Annotated in this window: 17 protein-coding genes; 8 read left to right on the top strand and 9 right to left on the bottom strand. The window is 46.6% G+C overall.

Annotated elements, in window-relative coordinates:
- The first annotated feature begins 9 nt into the window (after nt 1-9).
- The 4 genes from EOPP23_RS11215 to EOPP23_RS11200 all read left to right on the top strand — a co-directional run bounded on the left by EOPP23_RS11215 (nt 10) and on the right by EOPP23_RS11200 (nt 5,258).
- Nucleotides 10-1,533: a sodium/proline symporter gene (locus EOPP23_RS11215; RefSeq protein ID WP_153766081.1), complete on the top strand. Its 1,524-nt coding sequence runs from the start codon at nt 10-12 to the stop codon at nt 1,531-1,533.
- A 206-nt stretch (nt 1,534-1,739) separates the two neighbouring features.
- Nucleotides 1,740-2,453: a DUF3581 family protein gene (locus tag EOPP23_RS11210; RefSeq protein ID WP_153766080.1), complete on the top strand. Its 714-nt coding sequence runs from the start codon at nt 1,740-1,742 to the stop codon at nt 2,451-2,453.
- Between the two features lie 242 nt (nt 2,454-2,695).
- Complete coding sequence (gene ilvD / locus EOPP23_RS11205) at nt 2,696-4,537, top strand: dihydroxy-acid dehydratase (RefSeq protein WP_153766079.1); 1,842 nt, start codon at nt 2,696-2,698, stop codon at nt 4,535-4,537.
- A gap of 97 nt (nt 4,538-4,634) precedes the next feature.
- Entirely contained in the window at nt 4,635-5,258 is a 624-nt protein-coding gene (locus tag EOPP23_RS11200) for a LysE family translocator (protein ID WP_370514757.1), read from the top strand.
- 157 nt (nt 5,259-5,415) lie between these two features.
- Here the strand turns inward: EOPP23_RS11200 and EOPP23_RS11195 are convergent, their stop codons facing one another.
- From EOPP23_RS11195 to EOPP23_RS11185, 3 genes are all read right to left on the bottom strand, one after another.
- On the bottom strand, nt 5,416-6,030 hold the full coding sequence (locus EOPP23_RS11195; protein WP_153766078.1) for a LysE family translocator: 615 nt from the start codon (nt 6,028-6,030) through the stop codon (nt 5,416-5,418).
- A 120-nt stretch (nt 6,031-6,150) separates the two neighbouring features.
- The gene (locus tag EOPP23_RS11190; RefSeq protein ID WP_153766077.1) at nt 6,151-7,527 is read right to left on the bottom strand and encodes a sodium-dependent transporter; all 1,377 of its coding nucleotides are present in this window, start codon (nt 7,525-7,527) and stop codon (nt 6,151-6,153) included.
- A 132-nt stretch (nt 7,528-7,659) separates the two neighbouring features.
- Entirely contained in the window at nt 7,660-8,556 is an 897-nt protein-coding gene (locus EOPP23_RS11185) for a hypothetical protein (protein WP_153766076.1), read from the bottom strand.
- 356 nt (nt 8,557-8,912) lie between these two features.
- On the opposite strand from EOPP23_RS11185, the gene EOPP23_RS11180 reads away from it, so the two are divergent.
- On the top strand, nt 8,913-9,452 hold the full coding sequence (locus EOPP23_RS11180; RefSeq protein WP_153766075.1) for a hypothetical protein: 540 nt from the start codon (nt 8,913-8,915) through the stop codon (nt 9,450-9,452).
- 2 nt (nt 9,453-9,454) lie between these two features.
- On the opposite strand, the gene holA is transcribed toward EOPP23_RS11180, so the two are convergent.
- The 3 genes from holA to EOPP23_RS11165 form a co-directional block, all read right to left on the bottom strand.
- Nucleotides 9,455-10,507, bottom strand: coding sequence for a DNA polymerase III subunit delta (gene holA, locus EOPP23_RS11175; RefSeq protein ID WP_153766074.1), 1,053 nt, complete (start codon nt 10,505-10,507; stop codon nt 9,455-9,457).
- Nucleotides 10,507-11,067 carry a hypothetical protein gene (locus tag EOPP23_RS11170; protein WP_153766073.1) on the bottom strand — a complete coding sequence of 187 codons (561 nt, stop codon included), beginning with the start codon at nt 11,065-11,067 and terminating at the stop codon, nt 10,507-10,509. Before EOPP23_RS11170 ends, holA begins: the two co-directional genes overlap by 1 nt.
- A gap of 121 nt (nt 11,068-11,188) precedes the next feature.
- Entirely contained in the window at nt 11,189-13,639 is a 2,451-nt protein-coding gene (locus EOPP23_RS11165; RefSeq protein WP_153766072.1) for a pyridoxal-dependent decarboxylase, read from the bottom strand.
- 230 nt (nt 13,640-13,869) lie between these two features.
- Between EOPP23_RS11165 and EOPP23_RS11160 the strand changes: the two genes are divergently transcribed.
- Entirely contained in the window at nt 13,870-15,105 is a 1,236-nt protein-coding gene (locus EOPP23_RS11160) for a Bcr/CflA family multidrug efflux MFS transporter (RefSeq protein WP_153766071.1), read from the top strand.
- Nucleotides 15,106-15,154: 49 nt separating this feature from the next.
- Nucleotides 15,155-15,958 carry a class I SAM-dependent methyltransferase gene (locus tag EOPP23_RS11155; protein WP_153766070.1) on the top strand — a complete coding sequence of 268 codons (804 nt, stop codon included), beginning with the start codon at nt 15,155-15,157 and terminating at the stop codon, nt 15,956-15,958.
- A 24-nt stretch (nt 15,959-15,982) separates the two neighbouring features.
- On the opposite strand, the gene EOPP23_RS11150 is transcribed toward EOPP23_RS11155, so the two are convergent.
- Complete coding sequence (locus tag EOPP23_RS11150; protein WP_153766069.1) at nt 15,983-17,263, bottom strand: 3-phenylpropionate MFS transporter; 1,281 nt, start codon at nt 17,261-17,263, stop codon at nt 15,983-15,985.
- A 54-nt stretch (nt 17,264-17,317) separates the two neighbouring features.
- The gene (locus EOPP23_RS11145; protein ID WP_153766068.1) at nt 17,318-18,487 is read right to left on the bottom strand and encodes an alanine--glyoxylate aminotransferase family protein; all 1,170 of its coding nucleotides are present in this window, start codon (nt 18,485-18,487) and stop codon (nt 17,318-17,320) included.
- 240 nt (nt 18,488-18,727) lie between these two features.
- Between EOPP23_RS11145 and EOPP23_RS11140 the strand changes: the two genes are divergently transcribed.
- Nucleotides 18,728-19,414, top strand: a complete 687-nt coding sequence (locus EOPP23_RS11140; RefSeq protein ID WP_153766067.1) for a DNA-3-methyladenine glycosylase I — start codon at nt 18,728-18,730, stop codon at nt 19,412-19,414.
- 25 nt (nt 19,415-19,439) lie between these two features.
- Here EOPP23_RS11140 and EOPP23_RS11135 read toward each other — a convergent pair whose 3' ends face one another.
- On the bottom strand, nt 19,440-20,429 hold the full coding sequence (locus EOPP23_RS11135; protein ID WP_153766066.1) for a hypothetical protein: 990 nt from the start codon (nt 20,427-20,429) through the stop codon (nt 19,440-19,442).
- Nucleotides 20,430-20,538: the final 109 nt, after the last annotated feature.

The raw sequence follows: 20,538 nt of genomic DNA, 5'->3' as shown, positions 1-20,538 counted from the left end.
GTAAGTCTGATGTCTGGCTATCTGGCTATTAGTCTCTACTTTGTGTTGCTGGGGTGGCTGGGCTATCGGGCTTCCAGAAAAACCGAAGGTGTTGCTGACTTCTTTACCGGAGGTCGGCAGCTCGGTTATTTCGTGACGGCACTCTCCACTCAGGCGACAGGAGAGTCAGCCTGGTTGCTGTTAGGGCTTACTGGCCTTGGTGCTATTGCAGGGTTGAGTGCTTTCTGGGTGGTTGTAGGAGAGCTTATAGGTGTTTCCATTGCATGGTTTGTGATGGCAGAACCTTTTCGCAGAGAGATTGATCAGTCCAGAGCTTTAACCACTACCGATTACTTCCTGCATCGCTTTCCCTCGCTGCATAAAATGATCAGATATACCTCTGTCGTATGTTTGACGATTTTCTGTACGCTCTATGCCGCTGCAGAAATTGATGCGACAGGTGCCTTGCTTGAACACTCTCTGAACTGGAATTACGCAGTGGGTGCGATAGTGGGCTTTCTGGTGGTCACCCTTTACAGTTCTGCAGGTGGCTTTCTGGCCGTTGCCTGGACGGACTGTATTCAAGGCAGCATGATGCTGGTGGCTCTGCTTCTGGTTCCAGTTGCTGCTGCTTTTTTCTGGCCCTGGGAGCAAGGGTTGTTCACAGTTCTGGCAGACATTGATCCTGCCCTGTTGACGGTGATTGGTCCTGATGAAGGCTGGCTAAGATATTTCGAAATTCTGGGGTTGTTTACTATTGGTCTGGGGTTTCTGGGCACGCCTCATATATTCTCCCGTTTTATTGCTATTCGAGACTCGGGTGAAATTCGTTGCGGACGCTGGGTCGCTCTGATCTATACACTACTGACAGATTCAGCCGCCGTGTTTATTGGCATGATTGGCCGGTGCTTTTATACGTCTGCTGATGTGAATCCAGAGACGGTGTTGGGGAATGGCGGTCAGAATGTGCTGACGATGCTGACGCAGTCCTTCTTTCCTCAAGTTGTGGTTGGCTTTTATGTCGCGGCTATTCTTGCGGCCATTATGTCTACTTTCTCATCCCTGTTGATGCAGGCAACCAGTGCTGTAACCTGTGATGCGTTGCTGTATGGACAAGAAAGCCTGCTGACCAGTAATAAAAATACGACTTACTCTCGAAAAATCACCTGGGGGCTGGCGACTGTAGCTCTGCTGCTGGCCCTGGCTGTAGCGAAGCTTTTGCCGGGGCATACGGTCTTCTGGTTTGCGGTGTTTGGTATGTCGGGCATCACAGCCACTTTTTCACCTGCTATGATTCTTGGGCTGTTCTGGTCAGGCTATTCATCAGTTGGTGCTTTGGTTTCAATGATTACAGGGGCGACAATGATCCTTGTGGGAAAGCTCTGGTTGCAGCAGTTGGATGCAGTTGGTCCTTATTTTCAGGCAATGGAATCTCTGCCTCTGGCATTTCTGTTATCTATGATGGCAGGATGGGGAGCATCACTGCTCTGGCCGGACATAAAAAGAAACAGCAGTCCTGAACGAAAAAAGACGTTATTTGTTACTCACCGTTGATAAGGACATTCGCGGGTAAGGCTTCAATAAACAAAAAGCTACGATTTCGTAACAGTTGTAATGGTGGCCTGTCGGTATGATGGAACAGTCATACTATTTTATTGGATCACCCTGTTGGTGATCTGTATTCCCCGGATTGAGGAAAGAATAAATCCAGCGGTTTTGTTTACTTTTTATGTAGGCGGGCTGCTGAATAAATTACCGTTATGCTTTTAAATCAATATTGTACAGAACTGGAAGATAACCTTTTCTCTTTCACCCGAGAGCAATCCAGTGCCTTCGCCAAAGATGTTGCCAACGATTTTAATCCTCTCCACGATGTTGATACCAAGAAATTCTGTGTACCAGGAGACCTGCTGTTCGCACGTATTCTGATGTCAGAAGGCCTCTACAGCGACATGCGGGTTAACTTCAGTGGTATGGTCAGTGAAGGTGTTGGCCTACATATCGTTACCGGTGATAACGATGACAAGATTATCTGTGACGCAAAAGAAAAAGAGTACCTGCGCATAGAGCATAGCGGTGACAAGAACCACGATGGTCAGTTGATTGAACAGTTGATTAAGGCTTACGTTGCCTTTTCCGGTGAAAATTTCCCCCATGTTCTCGTGCCATTGATGAAGGAAAAGAACGTCATGATCAATGTCGCCAGACCGCTGGTGATTTATGAAAGCATGTCCGTTCATCTTAATTCTGTTGACCTGAAAAAGCCTGAAATTGAAGCCAGTCATGCCTATCTGGATGTGAACGGCAAGCGCGGTAATGTAACCCTTGGCTTTGTTTTCAAAGATAACGGTGTTGTCGTTGGCGAAGGTAAAAAGACCATGATTCTGGCTAACCTGAGAGAGTTTGATCAGGAAGTGATGGATGATCTGGTGGCGCAGTATATTGAGCGCAAAGCGCAATACCATAATCGTTGATCTGCTTTACTCATTGCCTGGTCACTCGTGATTGGGCAGTGTCATACCTGTTGATATATCCCTTCTTAAGTACCCGAAAAGTCTAATAATCGATGACGTGTGTCTACACACTTAATACCAAACTATGTGTTTACACCGGATTTGGTATACTCCCCCAGTCGCCAAGGACAGGGTCGGCTGAATAGAGGCCTTCTGCCCATCGTACGGACAAGAGTCAGAGAACAGTAATAAAGGACATTGTCATGCCCGCATATCGCTCCAGAACTTCAACCCATGGCCGTAATATGGCCGGCGCACGCTCTTTGTGGCGCGCTACAGGCATGACGGATGATGATTTCAAAAAACCGATTATCGCCATTGCCAACTCCTTCACCCAGTTTGTGCCGGGTCATGTTCACCTGAAGGACATGGGCCAGCTGGTCGCCAGAGAAATTGAAAAACACGGTGGTGTAGCCAAGGAATTCAATACCATTGCTGTGGACGATGGCATCGCCATGGGCCATGACGGCATGCTTTATTCCCTGCCAAGCCGCGACATTATTGCCGACTCCGTTGAATACATGGTGAATGCCCATTGCGCGGATGCTCTGGTCTGCATTTCCAACTGTGACAAAATCACCCCGGGAATGCTGAACGCAGCGATGCGCCTGAACATTCCGGTTATCTTCGTTTCCGGTGGACCAATGGAAGCCGGTAAAACCAAATTGGCTTCGCACGGACTGGATCTGGTTGATGCCATGGTTATTGCTGCCTCTGATGCAGACGATGAGACTGTTGCCGAGTACGAGCGTTCTGCCTGCCCAACCTGTGGCTCCTGCTCCGGTATGTTTACTGCCAACTCCATGAACTGTCTGACTGAAGCTTTGGGTCTTTCCCTGCCGGGCAATGGTTCCATGCTGGCGACTCACGCTGATCGTAAGCAGTTGTTCCTGGAAGCCGGTCGCAAGATTGTTGATATCACCAAGCGTTATTATGAGCAGGACGATGAATCTGTATTGCCTCGTAATGTCGCCAGCTTCAAGGCGTTTGAAAATGCCATGATGCTGGATATCGCCATGGGCGGTTCTACCAACACCATTCTCCACCTGCTGGCAGCCGCTCAGGAAGCCGGTGTTGATTTTAATATGTCGCACATCGATGCGCTTTCCAGAAAAATACCTCAGTTCTGTAAGGTTGCGCCAAACATTCAGAAATACCATATGGAAGACGTTCACCGTGCTGGTGGTGTGTTCGGTATTCTGGGTGAGATTGACCGTGCCGGTTTATTGCACAGTGACATTCCGGTGGTTCATGCCGAATCCATGAAAGCGGCTCTGGCCAAGTGGGATATCAAGCAGACTGACAGTGAAGAAGTTCATACCTTCTTTAAAGCAGGGCCTGCTGGCATTCGTACGACAGAAGCATTCAGTCAGGACACTCGCTGGCCAACTCTGGATGATGACCGTGAAGAAGGCTGTATCCGTTCCCTTGAAAATGCCTACAGTTCTGAAGGTGGCCTGGCGGTTCTGACCGGTAATATCGCACTGGATGGCTGTGTGGTTAAAACCTCCGGTGTTGACGAAAGTATTCTGGTGTTTGAAGGCCCTGCTCATATCTGTGAAAGCCAGGAAGGTGCCGTAAGCGATATTCTGGAAGACAAAGTGAAATCTGGCGATGTGGTGATTATTCGCTACGAAGGGCCGAAAGGTGGCCCAGGTATGCAGGAAATGCTTTACCCAACCAGCTACCTGAAATCCAAAGGCCTGGGCAAAGAGTGTGCGTTGCTGACTGATGGTCGTTTCTCGGGTGGTACTTCAGGCTTGTCTATTGGTCACGCTTCGCCAGAAGCAGCTGCGGGTGGCAACATTGGTCTGGTTGAGCAAGGCGATATCATTCGTATCGATATCCCTAACCGCACCATCAATGTTCAGCTGACCGATGAAGAGCTGTCTGAACGTCGTCGTGTGATGGATGCCAAAGGTAAGGATGGCTGGAAACCGTTGAAAGAACGTCCGCGAAAAGTATCAGCAGCGCTGAAAGCGTATGCGGCTATGGTGACCAGTGCGGATAAAGGTGCGATCAGGGATGTATCTTTGCTCGACTGATTAAGAAATAGCACATCTATGTCTGAACAAGGGGAGCTTTTGCTCCCCTTGTTCGTTTATTCTATTGTTAACTTTCAATCGACAAGGAGAGTAGATTGTGAATGTTGAGACATGGATAGCGTTTATAACCACCGTATCAATCTTTTGCATTATCCCTGGGCCAACGGTCATATTAGCTATGAGCCAGGCAATGGTGCATGGTAAAAAGTCGGTATTACCATTAGTAGCCGGTGTGCTTGCTGGTGACTTAACGGCCATGTCATTATCTTTGCTAGGTCTCGGTGCTATATTAGCGGCTTCATCGACATTGTTTTTGGTATTGAAATGGTTTGGTGTTGGTTATCTCATTTACCTCGGAATAAAAACTTTTTTTGCAGAAGTTGAACTCACTTCTTCTAACAAAAGCACGAGCAACTCTTCGGCTTTCTCCCTGTTTCGAGGAGCCTTTTTAGTGACTGCACTAAACCCAAAAGACATTGTGTTTTTTGTTGCATTCTTACCCCAGTTTATCGAGCCTGCTGAAGCCTTTTTGCCACAGATTTTAATATTGGTTGTTAGCTTTCTTTCGATCGTTGCGTTAAATATTACGTTTTATACGTTATTTGCGGGCAAACTGAGGGAGCAAGTTCAATCCTATAATGCTAGAAAATGGTTCAATCGCTTCAGTGGGACAGCTTTGTTCGGCGCTGGTGCCATAACGGCATCGATAAAAAATGGCTGATAAATGTTTTTGTCGGGACAGTACTGGCTGGAATCTATCAATAACACTATTAATTCTGTTCGCAGGATATACCGCTTACACCCTGTCGATTACAGAGTAATTATTACTGGCTTTGAAATCAGATTCAAAGCCAGATATTTAGCTAAAACTAATTCTGCTAAAGCGCCAGAATTCTCAGTGCCACAAAAATCAGTAAAGCACCGCAGATTCTATTAACCATCGTCGCATTCCTTCTCAACATTGGCAGTACTTTTGCGTGCCCTGCTACGCCGGCAATCATGCAGTACCAGATACCATCACAGAGTGTTGCCATCAGCGCCATAAGCAGCTGAGTGATCAATGTCGTTTCTGGTGTTACAAACTGGCTGAACAGAGCCAGAAAGAAGACAGCGATCTTTGGGTTAAGAAAGGAAATCAGAAAACCATCGAGAGCAGACTGTTTGAAAGAAATGGATGGCCCAGTGTTTTGTTCTTCATTAACCAGAGACGATTTTGAAGCAAGAGACTTGTAACCCATCCAGGCAAGGTAAGCGGCACCTGCATAAGTGATTACCTGAAAAAGCCATAGGGTTTCGGTAATAACGACGGCAATACCTGCTGCAACCAGAAACGCATAAAGACCAATGCCAAAGGCATGGCTGATGGCTGTTACCATGCCATGGGTTCTCGATCCCTGAAGGGTACTTTTCATAACAGCAGCCAGACTGGGGCCAGGAGAAACAGCACCAAGAACGCAAATGGCCAGCAGGGATAACCAGGAAGCAAGAGTCATATTATTTAATACTTTTTAACAACGAAGCAGATAAAGGGCAGAAGTATAAACGGGGTTAGATTAATTAGCTGCCCTTTGGGCAGCTAATTTTGATCGACAAAAGCCTTATAAATTGAACAGTCAGAGATTGCTGAGAAATAACAGCAGGATCAACCCGGGGCATACAGTTCTGATATACCAGGGCCAGATTTTCCAGAACCATCCTTCCTTGATATCCGGGTAACCCTGGCTTAACTCTTTCAGCAAGCGATCCTGCCTCATGATCCAGCTGCCATAAACAGCAAACATTAAGCAGAGTATGGGTTGGAAGTATTGAGTGGCCAGAGTGATGGCCAGCCCGAACAGTGTGTCAAAATTCAGAATAATGCCAATCGACAGGAGTGATGCCAGAGCAGTGATCAGCCAGCTGGCACGGCGACGTCTGAACTGTCTGTTCTCCACCATCCAGGCAACCGTAGGCTCAATCAGTGATATGGAAGAAGTCAGTGCTGCTATCACGAGCAGTACAAAGAAGGCGACAGCAACGAGATGACCAATAGCGCCCAGTTGATTGAACAAAGAAGGTAATACGGTGAAGACCAGTGTATCTGCACTGTGCAGCAGACCATCGGCATTGTAGATCTCAACGCCCTGCTGCATGGCAACATACATGCAGGGGATAATCAGCAGGCCAGCAAAGAAGGCAACACTGCTGTCTACCGCTGCAACCTGAAAAGCAGTCAGGGGCAGGTTAGCCTGTTTCTTCAGGTAAGAGCCGTAGACCAGCATACAACCTACTCCCAGCGACATTGAGAAGAAGGATTGCCCCAACGCTGAAATCAGCAGTTTCTGGTCAAATATTCGTGAAAAATCTGGAAGCAGGTAAGCTTTCAGGCCTTCCATACCGCCGGGCTTTTGCAATACAAAAACAATCAGTACTGCCAGCAGAATAAATAGAGAAGGCATCAAACGATTGCACCACTTCTCGATACCCTGTCTGACTCCGGCAGTCACAATTAATGTGGTGACTGCCATAAAAACAAGGGTCAGTGTAATCGTTGATGGTGTATTAAAACTGGTCAGCCAGTTCGCTGCTGCATCAATGCCAGCAAGTTTCAGGACGGGCGATACAGTAAAGCCAATAAACCAGCCGGCAACGATACTGTAGAAGCTGTAGATCAGAGTCAGTGTGGCAAGCCCCAGTAAGCTGGTGATCAGCCCAATTCTTTGCACCCAGCGGCGTTGATCCAAGCCGGTAAGTGCTGAAACAGAGTTGGACTGGCTATATCGTCCAATGGTCAACTCCGCGACGAGGGCGGGGTAGGCTAATACAAAAGAGAAAAACAAATAAACCAGCACAAAGGCTGCGCCACCGTTCTGGGCTGTCTGGGTGGGGAAGCTCCAGATATTACCAACACCGACTGCACAGCCCGCGGCTGCAATGATAAAGCCAAGCCGGGAACTAAACTGGCTGCGTTGAGTGGGTTGATCTTCGAGAGGTTTGGTGGCAGAGGGCAAAACGGAGTCTCCTGCTCAGTCGTTGGAGTTATTGTCTGGTTTTGCTGGGGAAACTATAGCAGGGGTGCAGGCGTTGAGAGGAAAATTGAGTAGATTCAGCCCCCAGTAAAGTTACTGGAGGCTGAATAAGGATTACTTGTTAGTGGGACGAATAAACAGCAGTGGTTTACCTTTCTCCAGAATGTAGGGGTAGGCGATAGTCTTGTTGTTATCACCCGTGCCTACTTCGTTTGGTGCTTCGTAGAAGTAAAGCCAGCCTGGCAGGCGGGCGCTGAGCTTCTGGTAGAAGACATTCTCGCTGATACTCTTCAGGCCTTCACCCTGAGTGATTGCCAGCCTTGGAAAGGTTTCACTGGTGTTGGCCTGGAAGAACCATGCGGGCTGTCCGGCCATGCTGTAGTAGCTGAAGAACGGTGCCTGACTGATCGCCATGGGAGTCGGTACAAATAAACTCAGTACGCAGTTCATTCGGGCGAAAGAGCAGTTGCCGCCAGTCTGTTCCAGGTACCACTGTTTGAACTTCTGTCCCTGTACTTCATAGGGTGTTTTTACTGGTTTGTACTTGTAGTTCATGTCGTTGAGTATGCTCAACGAGGCTCTGCTTAGCATCCGTTCCAGAGTTTCTCTGGCAAGGTTCTCATCCTTGCCCATCTCCATGGGCATCCAGCCAAAGAAACGGTTTTCCTGATAGTGGCTGGCGCCAGGCACTGTCCATCCCCAGTAGAAGTGCTCAAAAGCACCATAAGGTTGAACGGTGACTCCAGTCACGCCACTGGAACTGCCATAGGCAGGGTGCGAGATATTGCCGAGCTTATAGTCCTGAAGCTTGCCTTTATTGTCATAGGCTCCGGCAGGCAGCTGCTGGTCATGAACCCTGGAGCGCATGCCGCCAGCGTAGGTCAGGTTTTTGGCCTTGGACCATTGGTGGTTATAAGTAGACTTGATATCTTTGCCGGGCATGAAGTCAAAGGAGGCACAGCCTGCTACCAGCAATGCCATGGCTGCTCCCAGCAGGTTTCTAAACATCATAATCAGCATCTCCTTTGCTCGATTAAATAGCTCGATTGAATAGCTCGAATGAATTGCAGGCGGTGAATGAACACAACCTCAGGTCTTTCGAACCATCGGCGTCGCTGAAAAGGCCTTTATAGCCGTTTATTGCTTGTTTCAAATGCGTCTAGTAAGTAATATCTGTTATCGCAATAGGTAATCATCGTAAGTGCTTTTTGAAGAGTGATATGCATGAGCGATGAATTTTGTTTCAATCTGCCTGATTTTTGACCTGCCAGACCCAGGTGAGAATTTACTCATCCAGATTAGTTCTTCATACCCTCAGTCGTTCAGCTTCTATTGCGTGAGTCACTTTTATTAACTGGTATTTTTCTATGTATCGAGCGTTTGTTACCGTTGTGCTCGCAATAATGCTGCTTGGTTGTAGCCCATCCGATAATCAGAAACAGGTATCGAAACTGGATGAGATGGTAGTCTCGGAGTTTCTGGACACCCATAAAAAAGCCTTTCGAGATGGTGAAGCTGATTTATTGCAAAGTCTCTACTCTGAAAGGGCTCAGCTGCGTTTCACCAATGCCTCAGGGGTTTCCGCAGACAGTGGTCGAGAGTTGTTGTCTCGAGCGGAAGATCTTATTGAACGTTATGGGCTGAACCATAAGGAAGAGCTGCTGGAGCGTGTGATTGTAGTGACAGGCCCCGACAGCGCCGTTATAGAACAGAGGGCTCGTGAGACCTGGGTGTTTGATGAGCGATTTAATGACTTTGCTATTGAAGTGGTTTCCAGAGTGACTATTGCTCTGGAAAACGAGACACCTAGAATCGTTAACCTGAATCGCAGAGTCGTGAGCTTCACTGGTCTGGGCGGTGACAGGGAAGATAATCTGGATGATATCTTCCTGCAGCCACAAACCTGACTTTATCTCTTTAAGCCTGCCAGTTGAGGAGCGCCTGCAAGCTCCATACTGAGGGTCAGCAGTTCATCCCAGGTATTCAGACGTTCCAGACCTTTGATGCTTTTATCGATAACTCCGGCATGAATCAGCAAGCGTCTGAAGGTCTGCTCACTGTTTCTGCCCATGCATTTTTCCATCAACCCTCGGCGCTTTTTCAAAATAAAAGGTGCAATACCGTGAGCTTTGGCTGCAGCTTCAATGGCCGCATCTGTGCTGGAGCCTTTAGATCTGAGCCGGCTGATATGGCTGAGCAGGCGAATCTCCCGAACCAGTGCCCAAAGAATAATGGGAGGTTCAATACCTTCACTGCGCAGACCGGCCAGTATTCGAACGACGCCTTTAATATCACCGTTGAGAGCAACATCAGAGAGCTGGAAGACATCGTAGCGGGCACTGTCTGAAACCACTTCGCGAATGGTGTCTGCACTGATGCGATTGTCTGTTGCCAGCAGTTTCAGCTTCTCTATCTCCTGAGAAGCCGCCAACAGGTTTCCTTCGATACGCTCTGCCAGCAGAGCCAGAGCTTCAGGTGTTGCTTCAAAGCCTTGAACTCTCAAACGTCTGGCAATCCAGCCGGGCAACTTATCGTGTTCAATGGGCCAGACAGGAATGAAGACTCCAGCCTGATCAACCGCTTTGAACCATTTGGACTTCTGTGTGGCAGCATCCAGTCGATCCGTCACCATGATGACAAGGTTGTCTGGTGATGGCTGCTTAACGTATTCCATCAGCGCCTTACGACCACTGTCACCAGGCTTGCCGTTGGGCATCCTCAGTTCAAGGATCTGCTTTTCAGCAAAGAGTGACAGGCTGTGGGCGGCTTCCAGAAAATCACTCCAGTCGAAACTGTTATCAACATGATAAACATGACGTTCTGTGAAGCCGGAATCACGGGCTTTCTGACGAATCTGGTCGCAGCATTCGGAGACCTGAAGAGGCTCGTCACCACTGATGATATAGATGGGGGACAGTTGCGATTGCAACTGTCCTGTTAGCTGGTCAGGTCTGAGTTTCATTACTGGGCTTCAGCGGCCTTTTGTTCGGCTTCAACAGCTGTTCGGGCTCTGGCTTCTTCTTTGGTCAGAGCATCACCGGAGATACCGGCAATTCGTCGAACCGTAGAGCTGATCACTTCCCGTTGCAATTGTTTAAACAGGTAAGTCTCTTCACTCTGGGCAGCGTTCACCTGATTCTTGTCTTCAGTCATGAAGCGTTCGTTAGCAATGACCATGGGGGCAAACAGCTGAAGGCCATCACGAGTCTGCAACTGGTAGGTCGCTTTGATAGAAAGTGTTCGTTCATAGCGGCCAGCACTGGCAGCGGTCTGGGTTCCGGAATCTTTTTCGAGGCTCTTCAGTATCAGACGATATTCTGCGTCATCGGTAACGGTAATACCGGTACTGGTAAGAGCCGATTTCAGGGCTCGCATATAGGGAATGTCGTTACCTGAAACACTCAGGTTGGCGATTTCACTGGCAATATCCATTTTTCCACGTAGATGAAAGCCACAGGCTGACAACAGGCTGGTGAGAAAAATCAGAGTAAATAAGGCTCTGAAGCTTGGGCGGTTTGTCATGTTCTCTCCATGTGAACGCAGAGGGTTGCCAGTTGGGCTTGTTCATATCTACCAACGGGCAACCATAGCATGTCGGTGTTTAAAGAGTAACATTGGTCAGCCTGACGATGAAGCTCCACCGTTATTCATTCGGGCACTCCAATAAATCAAAGGAGGGTCTTATGCCAAGATTTTTATTCAGGATACTGAGCATATCAAACTGAAAATCTTCCAGCTGTTTTTCCATGTCATCAACTGTTCGGGTCAGGTATCCGGCCGCTTTAATAAAGGCGACCTTGCACTCAGGATGTTTAAAACTGATGTTGACCGAACTTGCACCGTAAACATTACCCCCTTTTGGAGGAACTCCAGTGATAGTCAGCCATTCAGCTTGTTCTGCAGCTTTTTTCAGGTCTGTGCCAAAGCGTTCAACAATATCTGGATTGTTTTCTGGAAGCTGAGGACCTGTGACACAGAAGTGCAGCCCATCCGGGTATTGAAGACCGTTGAAGCGCCATCTTGGCTTTTCTACAGCTGAACCCAGATAGTCTTTGATATGCCCCATATTCAGAACAGGTTCACCACTGTCATGGTGAATTCTTGATTTGAACGCTAGGCACATTGAGTGCTTTCCCATAACCTCAAGGCCACGAGTTTTCCAGACCTTGTCAGCAAACTCCTTTGCTCTTTGGTATAAAGCTTCGGCTCTTTGTCTGTAACCTGATTTCCCCATCAGGGCCATTGAAGCCCAGGCTGCGGCGTAATCTCCTGCTGATTTACTTCCCTCTTCATTAGCTGAAGCTAACATTCCTCCTAGCCATTCCGTCGCAACAAATGAAGCATGGTCGGCGACGTCTCTGGTTCTGAAAGCAACGACTGAACTGCCTTTGAGGGCGCCACCGTATTTGTGAGTATCTATGGTGATACTGTGAACATTGGGAACCCGGAAATCAAACTCACCGAAGCCATGCTTTTTACGATCGAGGAACGCCAGAAAGAAACCGCCAAGACAGGCATCAACGTGAACTCTGATCTTGTTATGAACCCGGTTCTCAAGTTTGTTGTATTTTTCTGCCAATTCAGAGAGTTTTTCGATGGAGTCCATTGTCCCATAGGGATAATTAACTGCAGAACCAACCAGAAGAACTGTGTTTTTGTTAATCAGTTTTTCGACGGCTTCAAGATCAACAGTATAAGAGGGGCTGTTTCCAGAGTCGTTCACAGGAGCAAATCTGACGACAAAACTATCATCTGACCTCAGGTGAGCAGGGTGCGCTGTGACAGGAAGAATCATTTCAGGGTTTTCAATATGATTGGCTTTGGCAAGATTGTAGTGCGCAGAGAGAGCTGACTTTATGCTCATTGTTCCACCGCTAGTGACAACGGCGTCTGGCTCGCGCTCTTCATTATTGATTTGGTCTGCAGCCAGAATATCCAGAACACTGCTGACAATATTGCCTTCGTAATACATACCGGAGGGGAAAAGGTCTCGTTGTATAGCGTTGCCATGAGCATGATTGGCGTGCATTTCATTTTGAACTTTATAGCTTTGCCTGTTACCACTGTACACAGAACCGGATGCCGTTCCAGACACCCACTTTCTGTCTTCTAATGATTTTATGGCTCGAGAGGCGACCAGAAGTTCTTCGGCAGGTATAGGTTCTTCAGGTAGTTTATTGAATACAGGAGTTGGGTTATAAGATTCACCGAAGAAACCGTTCTCCTTGATAAGAGATATGTAATAACGAACGATAAAATAAAATAGCGATGGCAAGTTCGGCCTTTCTTGCGCTATTACGTTATCAATTTGAGCAAACCGAAAAGCCAGAAAATCCTTGGCTGTTTTTTTCATTTTTGTGATATCTCGCAAAAAGAGTTCGGTTTCACTCTTGATCAGATATATCTGTTCCAGTCTGTCATGGTTGACTGTATGAATAATAGTTGTAGGGGGGATTTCTGAGTTGTAAGGGGTAAAGACCATAACGACTGAAGATACGAATTCACAAAAGGCGTTTTTCGTAAGGTTATTTATCTGACAAGATGAGTGTCCTCGACTTATAAGAGGAGAAAAGAAGTTGATGTCATAGAGAGTTTGGTCAGACAATTCCTGGTCGAACGCTATATCGTTTGAGGCAACTGCTATCGAACTTTTATTACACTGTTTGTCACAATCAGAATGGGTATTGCGAAGCAGGTTACTGATAGTCCATGGGGTATTATCAGGGTGATTGTACTCCTTGGATGAGAAGACTTTAATCTGCAATAAACCTTTACTGTTAGTGATTGTTTGAGCGTTATGATCAACTGCCAGATATGAAGTAAAGACATTCTGAGATTTACTCTGAGCTGTTTCGACAACAGATGCATTCGTTGTTTCATCCAGAGAGAACAGAAAGCCGCGTCGAGAAAAATCAGTTTCCTTATCGAGTTTTAGCAGTTGAAAGTTTTCCTGAAGGTTGAACACCTGATCCTGAGGTAGGTTAATAGCATTAGCAATGGAAGAATGGCTTGCTAATAGATAAACAAGAATCAGAGTCACTTTTGTAATGAATCTATGCCTCAATAAGAAGCCTCTGGCAGTGTTCTCTGACATCGAGAAATTCCTGTGTATTATGGTGAATTAATTATCTGCAGGCGGTGATTTAGCTTAGAAAACAAATCAGTGTTCTTTGGTTTTATTAATAAATGATTTTGAAATAAATATTTGCAGCAACCAGAGCAAAAGGAAACTGGTACGTCTATTCAAACGATGATGATAAAGTTCTCATCAGTTAGTTTTTTTGTTTGAAAAGTAATATCCAGTTATAGGAATTTGAAACCATTATGGAGCAGGGAAAAAGCACAGCCTTATCCACCCGTCTTGCCGCTATGCTTGCTGCTCTGGTAGCTATTGGGCCCTTTGGCATTGATACCTATCTGCCAGCTCTACCGCAAATGGCCAGTTTTTATGGCACAACAACGGCCAGTGTTCAGATATCCATCAGTTTGTTTTTTATGGGCTTTGCGCTGGGGCAGATTCTCGGTGGCCCAATGTCCGACAGAGTTGGACGTAAGCCGGTAGCTATTGTTGGCTTAACAGTTTTTACACTGGCAAGTCTGGCTATTGTCTTCACTGAATCCGTAGAACAGCTCTATATGTTCCGCTTTATTCAGGCGCTGGGTGGTGGTGCGACGACGGTTATATCTTCAGCAACTATCAGGGATCGCTATAAAGGCAATGATGTAGCGAAAATGCTTTCGCTGGTGTCCATGATCATGTTGATGGCTCCCATGCTGGCACCGGGTATCGGAGCTTTGTCGCTGAACTTTTTTGAATGGCAGAGTATCTTTTACATACTTGCCATTTACGGCGGTTTGCTGTTGATTATGGTGATTTTTCTGTTGCCAGAAACCAATGATAACCCTGTACGGGAAGGCAAGCTGGTCAGTGGTATCGCTAAGAACTACTGGGAAGTATTGAGTAATGGCAAGGCCATGGGATTTGTACTCTGTACCGGATTTTCACTGGCTAGTTTATTCACTTTTCTGACAGCCTCATCCTTTCTTTATATTGAGTATTTTGACCTGTCACCAAATATCTATCCCTTTACCTTCGGTTCTAATGTGGTCGTTTATATGTTGTTTAACCGCTTTAATGTCAGGCTGCTGAATAAACATAAACCTGAGAAGTTGATTCCTATTGGTATTGCTATTCAGTTGTCGGCCATGGTCATTCTGAATGTCCACCTGCACTTTTTTGAACCCAGCTTATATGTGGTGTATCCAATGATTCTGGCGAGTATCAGTGCTATTGGATTTATTGCTGCCAATGCTACCAGCTGTACCTTAAGATATTTCCCGAACAGCAGCGGTACAGCTAATGCTGTTGTTGGAACGCTGAACTTCGGTATGGGCGGTGTCATGGGCTTTCTGATGTCACTGGTTCAGACGGGAAACCTGATTCCTATGGCGACGACGATGATTACAGCAAGTGTATTATCTCTGGTCTTTTTTGGAATGGGAATGAAGCTACGGGCCCTGGAATCGCAGCCAGATGGAGCTACCGCCGCTAATCTCTGAACGCTGCTAGACTCATCAGTTTCCATTTGTCGACAGGAGAGGAGTACTGGTGGCTAACAGTCTTGGTTCATTTACAGGCTCAATTCCGGAAGCTTATGACCAGTTTAATTTTCCGGTCAATATCAAACCATTTGCTGTTGAAATGGGGGCAAGGCTTGACCTGTCAGTTTCCCACCGTGTGCTGGAAACGGCAGCAGGAACCGGGGTAGCAACCCGTTGTATGATGTCTGGCCTGCCCGAAGTTTACTGGCTGGTGACAGATATCAGCGAAGGCATGCTGAAGATTGCTGAAGCCAATGCTGGCGGCAGGGAAAAAACAGATTTTCAGGTTATGGATGCCTGTGAACTGACCGTCGAGAATGAGAGTTTCGATGCTCTTGTTTCACTGTTCGGGTATATGTTTTATTTGGATCAGCCTGCTGCCCTGAAAGAAGCTTACAGAGCTCTAAAAAAGGGTGGGAAGCTTCATATGGCTGTCTGGGATGAGCTTGAAACCAGCCCTTTTACTGCAGAAGTTACTGAAATCTTATCGCCTGTTCTCGGCGAGCAGGTGCCGTCATTTTTAGTTCAGGCACATCACTCCCATGATAAAGATAAAATAAAGACACAACTCGCTCTGGCAGGTTTCAGGGATATTAAAATCGATACAGTTGCTATTGAGATGGAGCCGGTCAGTCCAGAGAATCTGGCAAATGCGTTCGCTCAGGGCACTCCAATAGCTATGGAACTATTGAAAAAAGACCGGCAGCCCAATGAAGTAGCCGTTTGGCTGGGGGATCAGTTGGGCCAGAAGTTTGGCCCACTGATTAAGGGTATTAAGCGACAGGCTATTTATATTGAGGCATATAAATAGGTCGTCTCTGGACGCCAATAAAGTTTATTCTTTTACTGGTTCAGAGTTTGAAACCCTGAACTCTGATGACTCACTACTGCTGGCTTTATACAACACGCTTAACATCAGGGCCAGCAGACCAAGCCCAGCCATAATCCAGAAAATATTGCCCTGAAGGGATTCAAACATATAACCAGTGGCAAATGTCGTCAGTGCAATGGCGGCACTGGTAGGAATCGCATTGTAGAGACCCTGCAGCGGAATGGACATTTGCTGGGGTTTGGATTGAATAAATCGGGTCATACCCAGGTGGCAGATACCAAAGGTAATGGCATGCAGAATCTGCGCCGAGACAAGCAGCACAGGTTCGGTAGTGACAGCAACCAGCGACCAGCGAAGAACGACTCCGACGGCGGCAATCTGGAACAGAGCCTTGATAGAGAATCGAGGAACAAACCGTGAAGCCAGAGTGAAAACAATAATCTCTGCAACCACACCCACTGACCAGAGAATACCTATAAAGGATTCTGAAACCTGCTGGCTTTTCCAATACAGAGAGCCAAAGCTGTAGAGTGCGCCATGGCTGCCCTGAATCAGGGATGCGAGCAACAGGTAAAAAAGAATATCTCTGTGTTTAAGCAACTGCCACAGAGAAGGCGTGCCCTGCTTTTCTAGTTCCTTCGAAATCACCACCCCCGGAACAGGTCTCTTGCAGGCGTAAAAGAACATGGCGGCAAGACCCAGGATGATGACCCAAAGCACAGCTTCTTCCGAGTAACCTTCGATAATAAACCCGGATACGGCTGTGCCTATCATAAAACCAATAGAGCCCCAGCGACGGCTTTTGCCATAATCAACCTGACCATCACTGGCATAGCGAATGGCCATCACATCTGACAAGGAAATTGATGGCGCCATCAGAGCTGAAAACAGTAGTGTTAAACCGCCAAGTAACCATAAATTACTGCCACTGAATACCAGTAGAACACAGCTGAGCAGCATGCCAAGAATCAGCGTTCGTAACATAAACAACAGGTGTTCAAGATTCTTCAGCTTACTGGCAACCAGCAGGTTGGCCAGACAGCGAATACCCATCCCGAGACCAAGAATCAGACCAATATCTTCACTGCCGACGCCACGGCTTTGTAGCCATAAGCTCCAGAAAGGCAGGAAGTAACTGTAGATAAAAAAGAAACCAAAGAAGTAGAAAGACACCCAGCGAAACGGAGTTGTGTCCTTGAATAGAAGACGTTGCAAAGCCAATCCCTTGAAGGTAGAGCAGGACGAATGAAGAATATTGTGTGTGAGAGGGAAGGATTCTATCATCAAAGACTGCTGTTACCAGCAGCCTTTGATTGAGTCAGGACAAGGAATCAGAAATCAGCTTTTAGTGTGATAAAAAGTCAGTGCAGCAGCGGCACCGTCTTTCTCAAGCTTGAGAACGGACTTTAAAGCAGACAGGCAATTCAAGACGTTTGTCTGGTTGGCACTGCAACCCATCAGCCCAATACGCCACACCTTGCCTGCCAGATTACCGAGGCCAGCACCGATTTCCAGATTGTATTTCTGCAATAATTCGGATCGTACTGCTGCATCATCGATACCTTCCGGGATCTGAACCACATTAAGCTGACTCAGTCGTTCGCCTTCAGGCACAACCAGTTCCAAGCCCATTGCCTCGAGACCTTTGGCGAGAGCTTTATGGTGCAACTGGTGGCGTTCCCAGGCTTGTTCAATACCTTCTTCCTGAAGAATAACCAGAGCTTCGTGCAGTGCGTAAAGGGTATTTACAGGCGCTGTATGATGGTAAGCCCTTTTAGTGCCCTGTCCCCAGTAACCCATGATCAGGTTCATATCGAGGAACCAGCTTTGTACCTTGCTTTCACGGTTGGCTATCTTTGCTATCGCCTTTTCACTGAAGCTGACCGGTGAAATACCGGGTACACAGGAGAGACATTTCTGGGTTCCGGAATAAACCGCATCAATACCCCAGTCGTCTACTCTCAGTTCACTGCCTGCCAGCGATGTTACGGTGTCAACAATGGTCAGACAACCATGCTCCTGAGCCAGACGACAGAGTTTCTCTGCATCACTTTTAGCGCCTGTGGATGTCTCGGCATGAACAAAGGCCAGTATTACTGCGTCAGAATGAGTTTTTAATGCTTGTTCAACCTTGGCTGAGTCAACGGCACGCCCCCAGCTATCTTCAACAACAATGGCTTCACCTCCGGCACGTTCAATGTTTTCCTTCATGCGCATACCGAAAACACCGTTGATGCAGACAATGACCTTGTCGCCCGGTTCAACCAGGTTGGCAAAGCAGGCTTCCATGCCGGCTGAGCCGGGTGCAGAAATCGGCAGGGTCAGAGCGTTACTGGTTTTAAAGGAATATTGAAGAAGCTCCTTGACCTCATCCATCATCTGAATAAAGGCAGGGTCAAGATGTCCAATGGTTGGACGGGAGAGCGCTTCTGAAATTCTGGGATAAACATCAGAAGGGCCTGGCCCCATCAGGGTTCTTCTTGGAGGATGAAATGATTGAATAGCCATAATCCGTTCTTCTGAAGTTAACCAAGTGAAAGGTGTTATGACACATAGAATTGAGTATTAAGTTGCTATGCACCCGGCAGAGGCGGGTGCATAGCTTATGAATTCATGTGTCCTGATATTCAGGACTTTATCATAGGCTCCAAGTGTTGAAGTATTCGTTGAATGAATATTGGCTATACGGCTCTGGTTCTATTCAGTAAGGTAGCTGTAATTTGATATTGGTGAAGGCTGTTTGCTGAAATGAAACACGAGTCATTTTCCGTAATTTACGAAAGAGCCTGTGACAGAAAAGGTGGTGAGAGTGCTGTAGAGGCTCTGTTGCCTAAATCATTAAGTGCTGAAGAGCTGGCTCAGATCTCCGACGATCGTTATCTGGCAGAGCTGACCCGTAAGGTCTTTCAAAGTGGCTTTGTCTGGCGCGTAGTCGACCAGAAATGGGATGACTTTGAAGAAAGTTTTTGGAACTTTGATATCGAAAAGTTGCTGATGATGCCCGATGATATGTTGGAACGAAAAGCGGCTGACCCGAAAATAATACGACATCTGAAGAAAGTCTGGAGCATTCGTGACAATGCCATGATGATTCAGGATGTTAGGCGTGACTATGGTTCATTTGCACAGTTTGTAGCGGACTGGCCTGTGGATAACATTATGGGATTGTGGAATCACCTGAAGAAACATGGCAGCCGTTTGGGCGGTAATACCGGACCCTATGCATTGAGAGCTATTGGTAAGGACACGTTCCTGTTGACCAGAGATATTGAAGCTTATCTGCGAGCTATGAAAATTATTGATGGCGGGTTGGCGACCAAGAAAAGCCAGCAAGCTATTCAGGCATTTTTTAATGATTTGCAGGGAGAGAGTGGCCGCTCCATGGCCGAGATAAGTCGATTGGTTTCTTATGGTGTTGGAAGCAATCTACAGTAACGCTTGAAACAACAGCTTCTTTGCATCAGAGCAGTTTTTTACCAAAAGATTTGAAATATGGGTCAGAACCATACATTGTTTTAAATTGAGTTTTTACTGAATCACTTGCAGAGTTGAAAGCATCAATAAAAATCTGCTTATGAGCGTTAGATTTTGGCTGTTTAGCGGAATTCTGGAATATCCCTATTAGAGTGTCGAGCTTAGAGTTACCTTTAGCTTTGCCTTTTCTGTGAGGATCCTCCTCACCATCGGCGGCAGTTAAAGGACCTTTTCCAGGTGTTGCACCTGGTGGAACTGTGGGAGGTGAGTTTTTCCTGGGGGGTGTTGTACCACTAGCTCCTCCTTTTTTTCCTTTGCTTCCACCTTTCCCGCCACCACCTCTTTGCATAAGAGCAACATCTTCTCCAAGTAGTATGTTATTAGTCTGATGGCCTGGAAGTGCAATATCTATGAGTTCCATTGCAGAAACTTGATATTGGAGAGGATGATTCTTATCAATGAAGCCAATATTATCGAAACTGCCATCTGACCCAACTATCAGCTCTGACTTGCCCTGATTGAGAATAACAGCGCTTGGACATTTATCACTTAATAACTCAGTAGTTGTGAGTTCAGTGGTATCTGTTTCTTGATCATGGACAGACAGCTTTTTAAACTGGTCCAGTCCAAACGCCTGAGTGAGTTTGCACTCTGGATCTGATTCTGAAAATACCAACTTGGTAACAATTAAGTCTGACGATAGGTTTAGTGGATATGTTCCAATGAGTTTTATTGGATAATGTTCAGGGTGTTTGAGAGCATCTAAAAGTGACTGTCCGTTAGAGTCATCAACAACAAGAATAGTCCTGCCAGTGCTATGGTCGTAGTGAAAAGGGCTCACGTTATAAGTCGCACTATCATCTAATAACGCAGTTTGAGGGGGCTGCGCTATGGACACTGATGAGTGATGTGACAGAAAAAGTAAAAGAACAGTTCCTATAATATTTATGTTTATGTGTTTTTTAGACTGGTACATCCGATTTTACTTCCTTCTTTTATTTTAAAATTGGAAGTATTTATAGATGATGTTTTCTTGTTTTTCCTAAAAAATCTCTTGGTTGAGAAACTCTGTGTTGTCCGAAGTT

The organism is Endozoicomonas sp. OPT23, assembly GCF_009653635.1.
GTDB lineage: Bacteria > Pseudomonadota > Gammaproteobacteria > Pseudomonadales > Endozoicomonadaceae > Endozoicomonas_A.
This window is presented reverse-complemented; position numbering and strand designations above follow the sequence as displayed.

Coding starts and splice junctions, on each gene's coding strand:
- EOPP23_RS11215 (WP_153766081.1), top strand. CDS start 10: ATGTCTGGCTATCTGGCTATTAGTCTCTACTTTGTGTTGCTGGGGTGG.
- EOPP23_RS11210 (WP_153766080.1), top strand. CDS start 1,740: ATGCTTTTAAATCAATATTGTACAGAACTGGAAGATAACCTTTTCTCT.
- ilvD (WP_153766079.1), top strand. CDS start 2,696: ATGCCCGCATATCGCTCCAGAACTTCAACCCATGGCCGTAATATGGCC.
- EOPP23_RS11195 (WP_153766078.1), bottom strand. CDS start 6,030: ATGACTCTTGCTTCCTGGTTATCCCTGCTGGCCATTTGCGTTCTTGGT.
- EOPP23_RS11185 (WP_153766076.1), bottom strand. CDS start 8,556: ATGATGTTTAGAAACCTGCTGGGAGCAGCCATGGCATTGCTGGTAGCA.
- EOPP23_RS11180 (WP_153766075.1), top strand. CDS start 8,913: ATGTATCGAGCGTTTGTTACCGTTGTGCTCGCAATAATGCTGCTTGGT.
- holA (WP_153766074.1), bottom strand. CDS start 10,507: ATGAAACTCAGACCTGACCAGCTAACAGGACAGTTGCAATCGCAACTG.
- EOPP23_RS11170 (WP_153766073.1), bottom strand. CDS start 11,067: ATGACAAACCGCCCAAGCTTCAGAGCCTTATTTACTCTGATTTTTCTC.
- EOPP23_RS11165 (WP_153766072.1), bottom strand. CDS start 13,639: ATGTCAGAGAACACTGCCAGAGGCTTCTTATTGAGGCATAGATTCATT.
- EOPP23_RS11160 (WP_153766071.1), top strand. CDS start 13,870: ATGGAGCAGGGAAAAAGCACAGCCTTATCCACCCGTCTTGCCGCTATG.
- EOPP23_RS11150 (WP_153766069.1), bottom strand. CDS start 17,263: ATGATAGAATCCTTCCCTCTCACACACAATATTCTTCATTCGTCCTGC.
- EOPP23_RS11145 (WP_153766068.1), bottom strand. CDS start 18,487: ATGGCTATTCAATCATTTCATCCTCCAAGAAGAACCCTGATGGGGCCA.
- EOPP23_RS11140 (WP_153766067.1), top strand. CDS start 18,728: ATGAAACACGAGTCATTTTCCGTAATTTACGAAAGAGCCTGTGACAGA.
- EOPP23_RS11135 (WP_153766066.1), bottom strand. CDS start 20,429: ATGTACCAGTCTAAAAAACACATAAACATAAATATTATAGGAACTGTT.